Source organism: Streptomyces flavofungini (assembly GCF_041028215.1).
Taxonomy (GTDB): domain Bacteria; phylum Actinomycetota; class Actinomycetes; order Streptomycetales; family Streptomycetaceae; genus Streptomyces; species Streptomyces flavofungini_B.
This window is the reverse complement of record NZ_JASKYR010000628.1, coordinates 1-5117: the sequence shown is the minus strand read 5'-3', so window position 1 is coordinate 5117 and position 5117 is coordinate 1. Positions and strand designations below refer to the sequence as shown.

The 5117-nt window shown below is 73.3% G+C and carries 5 protein-coding genes; 3 read left to right on the top strand and 2 right to left on the bottom strand.

Annotation, left to right across the window (positions count from 1 at the left end; translation table 11 throughout):
* Positions 1-19: 19 nt before the first annotated feature.
* Positions 20-625 carry a response regulator gene (locus tag AB8Z36_RS31315; protein WP_369216767.1) on the bottom strand — a complete coding sequence of 202 codons (606 nt, stop codon included), beginning with the start codon at positions 623-625 and terminating at the stop codon, positions 20-22.
* A complete protein-coding gene (locus tag AB8Z36_RS31310) occupies positions 622-1890 on the bottom strand; it encodes a sensor histidine kinase (RefSeq protein WP_369216766.1) in 1269 nt (422 codons plus the stop codon). The genes AB8Z36_RS31315 and AB8Z36_RS31310 overlap by 4 nt, the downstream gene beginning before the upstream one ends.
* Positions 1891-2382: 492 nt before the next feature.
* On the opposite strand from AB8Z36_RS31310, the gene AB8Z36_RS31305 reads away from it, so the two are divergent.
* The 3 genes from AB8Z36_RS31305 to AB8Z36_RS31295 form a co-directional block, all read left to right on the top strand.
* Entirely contained in the window at positions 2383-3237 is an 855-nt protein-coding gene (locus AB8Z36_RS31305; protein ID WP_369216765.1) for a MaoC/PaaZ C-terminal domain-containing protein, read from the top strand.
* Positions 3238-3285: 48 nt separating this feature from the next.
* The gene (locus AB8Z36_RS31300) at positions 3286-4362 is read left to right on the top strand and encodes a Zn-dependent alcohol dehydrogenase (protein ID WP_369216764.1); all 1077 of its coding nucleotides are present in this window, start codon (positions 3286-3288) and stop codon (positions 4360-4362) included.
* A gap of 43 nt (positions 4363-4405) precedes the next feature.
* The coding region (locus tag AB8Z36_RS31295; protein WP_369216763.1) for an SDR family NAD(P)-dependent oxidoreductase at positions 4406-5117 on the top strand (712 nt) is incomplete at its 3' end.

The window sequence follows — 5117 nt, the reverse complement described above, 5'->3', positions numbered from 1 at the left end:
GCTGGGGTCGGGGCCGGGGTTACAGCCACCCCCGCTGCCGCGCCTCCCGTACCGCCTCCATGCGGTTGCGCGTCCCCGTCTTGCCGATGGCGGCGGAGAGGTAGTTCCGCACCGTCGACTCCGACAGATGCAGCTTCCCCGCGATGTCGGCGACGGTCGCGCCGTCCACCGAGGCCTTCAGGACGTCGGCCTCCCGGCCGGTGAGCGGGCTCGGCCCGGCGCTGAGCGCGGCGGCGGCCAGGACCGGATCGATGACCGTCTCTCCCCGCAGCACCCGGCGGACGGCCTCGGCGAGCTCCTCGACGGGCCCGTCCTTGACGAGGAACCCGGCGGCGCCCGCCTCCATGGCGCGGCGCAGATAGCCGGGCCTGCCGAAGGTGGTGAGGATGAGGACCCGGCACTCGGGGCACTCCTGGCGCAGGTCGGCGGCGGCGTCCAGACCGCTGCGGCCGGGGAGTTCGATGTCGAGCAGGGCGACGTCCGGCCGGGCGGTCAGCGCCGCGTCCACGATCTCGTCGCCCGCGCCGACCTGCGCGACGACCGCGATGTCCTCCTCCAGGCCGAGCAGCAGGGCGAGCGCGCCCCGCATCATGCCCTGGTCCTCGGCGAGCAGGACTCTGATCATCGGGTGTGCTCCTCCTTGGCGCCCGCCGGGGCGGGGCCGGTCGCCGCGACCGGGTCGGTTCCGGTGACCGGCAGCACGGCGGTGACGCGGAATCCGGAGCGGGGCGCCGGACCCGAGGTGAGGGAGCCGCCCGCCGCCGCGAGGCGTTCGGCGAGGCCCTTCAGCCCGCTGCCGGGCGTTCCCGAGCCTACGCCGCGGCCGTCGTCCGTGATCACCAGACGGGTCTGTTCGGCGGTGCCGGTGACCTCGATCTCGCAATGCGCCGCCCGGGAGTGGCGTACGACGTTGGTGGCGGACTCGCGGACCACCCAGCCGAGCAGGGCGGCGGTCTGCGGGGCGAGCGGCGGCCCCGACTGGCGGACGACGGCGCCGATCCCGGCGGCGGTCAGCAGATCGCGGGCGCGGTCGAGTTCGGTGGCGAGGCTGCCCTCGCGGTAGCCGGTGACGGCCTCGCGGATCTCGGTGAGCGCCTGCCGCCCGACGGCCTCGATGTCGCTGACCTGGCCCAGCGCGGCGTCCAGGTCCCGGGGGGCGAGGCGGCGGGTGGCCTCCGCCTTCACGACGATCACGGAGAGGGTGTGCCCGAGGAGGTCGTGCAGGTCGCGCGAGAAGCGCAGGCGCTCCTTCTCCACGGCGGTACGGGCCAGTTCCTCGCGGGTCTCGCGCAGCTCGCGGACGGCCTCGGCCAGGGAGAGGATCGCGGCGGTGACCATGGTGGAGAGGAACGTGCCGTAGGCGACGTTGACCGCGCCCCAGCCGTCCCTGAGCCCGCCGATGACACCGGCGAGCGCGCTCAGGCCGAGGCCGGTGAGGCCGAGCCCACGCCCGCGCACGACGGCGCCCGTGGCGAGGCCGAGCAGGGGGAAGAAGAGGAGCCAGTTGCCGCCGTACCCGGCGGCGAGACCGACGGTCAGCAGCCCGAGCAGGACAAGCGCGACCCGGGTCGCGCGCGCCTCGCGGGTGTACTTGTCGAAGGCGCGGAAGGCGATGAAGACGTAGAGGGAGTTGAAGACGAGCAGCCCGGTGGCGCCGATCCAGGGGTTCGGGGTCTCGCCCTGGAGGAGGTGGGAGATCGCGCCCAGGCCCATCAGGAGCCAGGGCAGGAGCGCGAAGCCGGTGGGGGGCGGGCCGAACGGGTCGCCCTTCCGGCCGCCCGCGCGCCCCCGCCGCCACGCTCCCGGGACCCGCTCGTGCCCGGCCTCCCACTCGGCGCGGGCGTCCCGCCACTCGTGCATCCGGCAGCTCACCCTGTTCTTCCAGGACATGTCGGCGTTCCCGTCCTCTCGCGGCGGCGTCGTCGTGGCCGTCATGCCGTCCGCGCGGCCCGCCGGTACGGGACAACAGCGTACGAACCGAAGCGCCCCTCGCCGCCGTCCCTCCGCGATGTCTTCGTCATGCCCACGACGCTACGGAGAGGACGGTCCCGCCCGGCAGAGGCGCCTGTACGGACTCGGCCGGTACAAATGTCACGGGCCGTGTCACGCCGCTGCCGCCGCGGCCACGTACCCGAAGGCCCGGCGCGACCCGAAAGCCCCTCGCCCTCAAGGAATCTGACGTAACGTCAGGAGCCTTCACAAGTGGTCAGGCCTCGGCTATACATGGATCGCCGGAGTGGAACGCGTTCTAGTAGCGGCCGCGTGCCAGAACCGGGCCGGTCCGCGGACCGGCCCTCCGGTCCAGTTGCGACCTCGGTGCGGTCGACGGTGCGGACGGCCGCACCGAGGTCTTCTGCCGTCGGACCGAGGAGCTCTCACCCCATGCCCATTGACGCCGCGAAGGCCGTCGCCGCCGAACCCCGGTCCACCAAGATCGCCTGGGGCCACAAGGACGTCCAGCTCTACCACCTCGGCCTCGGCGCGGGACTGCCCGCCGCCGACCCCGAGGAACTGCGCTACACCCTGGAGTCCAGGCTGCACGTCCTGCCCAGCTTCGCCACCGTCGCGGGCGGCGGCCCCGGCGTCGTCGGCGGCATCTCCCTGCCCGGCATCGACGTGGACCTCGCCTCGGTGCTGCACGGCGGCCAGAGCCTCACCCCGCACCGCCCCCTCCCGGTCAGCGGCGAGGCCGAGCTCACCTCGAAGGTGGCCGCCGTGTACGACAAGGGCAAGGCCGCGATCCTCGTCCTGCGCTCCGAGGCCGCCGACGACGAGGGCCCGCTGTGGACCAGCGACTCCCAGATCTTCGTGCGCGGCGAGGGCGGCTTCGGCGGCGACCGGGGCCCCTCCACCCGCCTGCCCGCCCCCGAGGGCGGACCCGACCTGACCGTCCTGCGCCCCGTCCGCGAGGACCAGGCGCTCCTCTACCGCCTCTCCGGCGACTGGAATCCGCTGCACGCCGACCCCGAGTTCGCCGCGCTCGCCGGATTCGAGCGGCCGATCCTGCACGGCCTGTGCACCTACGGCATGACGCTCAAGGCCGTCGTCGACACCCGGCTCGGCGGCGACGTGTCCCGGGTGCGCGGCTACCGCACCCGTTTCACCGGCGTCGTCTTCCCCGGCGAGACCCTGCGCATCCGCATGTGGCACGCCGATGACCGGGTGCGCGCCGAGGTCACCGCCGTCGAGCGGGACGATGCGCCGGTGCTGTCCGACACCGTCGTCGAGCACGCCTGACCTTTCAGTTCGTACGTCCTTCGTACTCCGCACGAGAGGAGCCGCACCATGCGCGCAGCCGTACTGCACGAGACGGGCCAGACCAAGCTGGAGGTCCTCGACGACGTCGAGGCGGTGGGCTTCGGGCCCGGGAAGGTGAAGATCCGGGTCAGGGCCACCGGCCTCTGCCACTCCGACGTCTCCGCGATGAACGGCGTGCTGCCGCAGCCCGCCCCCTTCATCCCCGGGCACGAGGGCGCGGGCGAGATCACCGACGTGGGCGACGGCGTGAGCGGCCTGTCCGTCGGCGACCGGGTGCTGCTGTGCTGGCTGCCCGCCTGCGGCAGCTGCCCCGCCTGCAAACGCGGCCAGACCCAGCTCTGTCTCGCCGGATTCATGAACGCGGGCACCCCGAACTTCCGGCGCCCCGCCGGTGACGTCTTCGGCTTCGCGGGCACCGGCACCTTCGCCGAGGAGGTCGTCGTCGACGCCGGGTGCGCGGTGCCGGTGCCGGACGACGTGCCCCTGGACATCGCCGCCCTCATCGGCTGCGGTGTGACGACGGGGCTCGGCGCGGCCATCAACACCGCCGACGTGCGGGCCGGTTCGTCGGTCGCCGTCATCGGCTGCGGCGGCGTCGGCATCTCCGCGATCCAGGGCGCCCGCCTCAAGGGGGCCGCGCAGATCGTCGCGGTCGACCCGGTTGTCTCGCGCAGGGAGGCGGCGCTGAAGTTCGGTGCCACGGAGGCGGTCGACCCCGGGGAACTCGCCGACGCCAAGCAGCGGATCACCGCGGGCGAGGGCTTCGACTACGTCTTCGAGGTCGTCGGCAAGTCGGCCACGGCCCGCACGGCGTACGAGACGACCCGCCGGGGCGGCACGCTCTGCGTGGTCGGCGCCGGAGCCATGGACGACCACCTCCAGCTCAACATGTTCGAGCTGTTCTTCGACGAGAAGCGCATCCTGCCCTCCATGTACGGCGGGGGCAACGTCCTTGAGTCCTACGAACGGGCCATCGCGCTCTGGCGGGCGGGCCGCATCGACCTGGAGAGCATGATCACCCACCGCGTGCCGCTCGCCGAGATCAACGAGGCGCTCGAACAGATGCGGACCGGCGTCGCCCTGCGCACCTGCATAGAGATCTGACGACGCGGCTCCGACGGCCCAAGCGGCCACAGGAAGGACGGACATGGCACTGCCACTTGAGGGTCTCGCCGCGATCGTCACCGGCGCGGGGCGCGGGCTCGGCCGCGCCGAGGCCCTGGAACTGGCCAGACTCGGCGCGAGCGTCGTCGTCAACGACTTCGGCCGACCGGGGCGCGACGGCTCCGGCGAGGCGTCGGCGGCGCCGGCCGAGGAGGTCGCCGCCGAGATCCGGGACGCGGGCGGCCGGGCCGTCGCGCACACCGGGGACGTCGCCGACCACGAACAGGCCCGCGCGCTCGTCGACACGGCCGTCGGCACCTACGGCAAGCTCGACATCCTCATCAACAACGCGGGCATCCTGCGCGACCGCATGATCTTCTCGATGACGGAGTCCGAGTGGGACGCGGTCATCCACGTCCACCTCAAGGGCCACTTCAACACCACCCGCTTCGCGTCCGCCCACTGGCGCGAGCGCTCCAAGGCGTCGGGCGGCCCGGTGTACGGGCGGATCGTCAACACCTCGTCGGAGGCCTACCTCGCGGGCTCCGCGGGCCAGCCCAACTACGCGGCGGCCAAGGGCGGCGTCGTCGGCCTGACGACGTCCACCGCACTGGCCCTCGCCAAGTACGGGGTGACGGCCAACGTCATCTGCCCCCGGGCCAGGACGCGGATGACCGAGGACGTCTTCCAGGGCTTCAGGGAACCGGCCGAGGGACAGCTGGACCCCCTCGCCCCYGAGCACGTCGCCCCCCTCG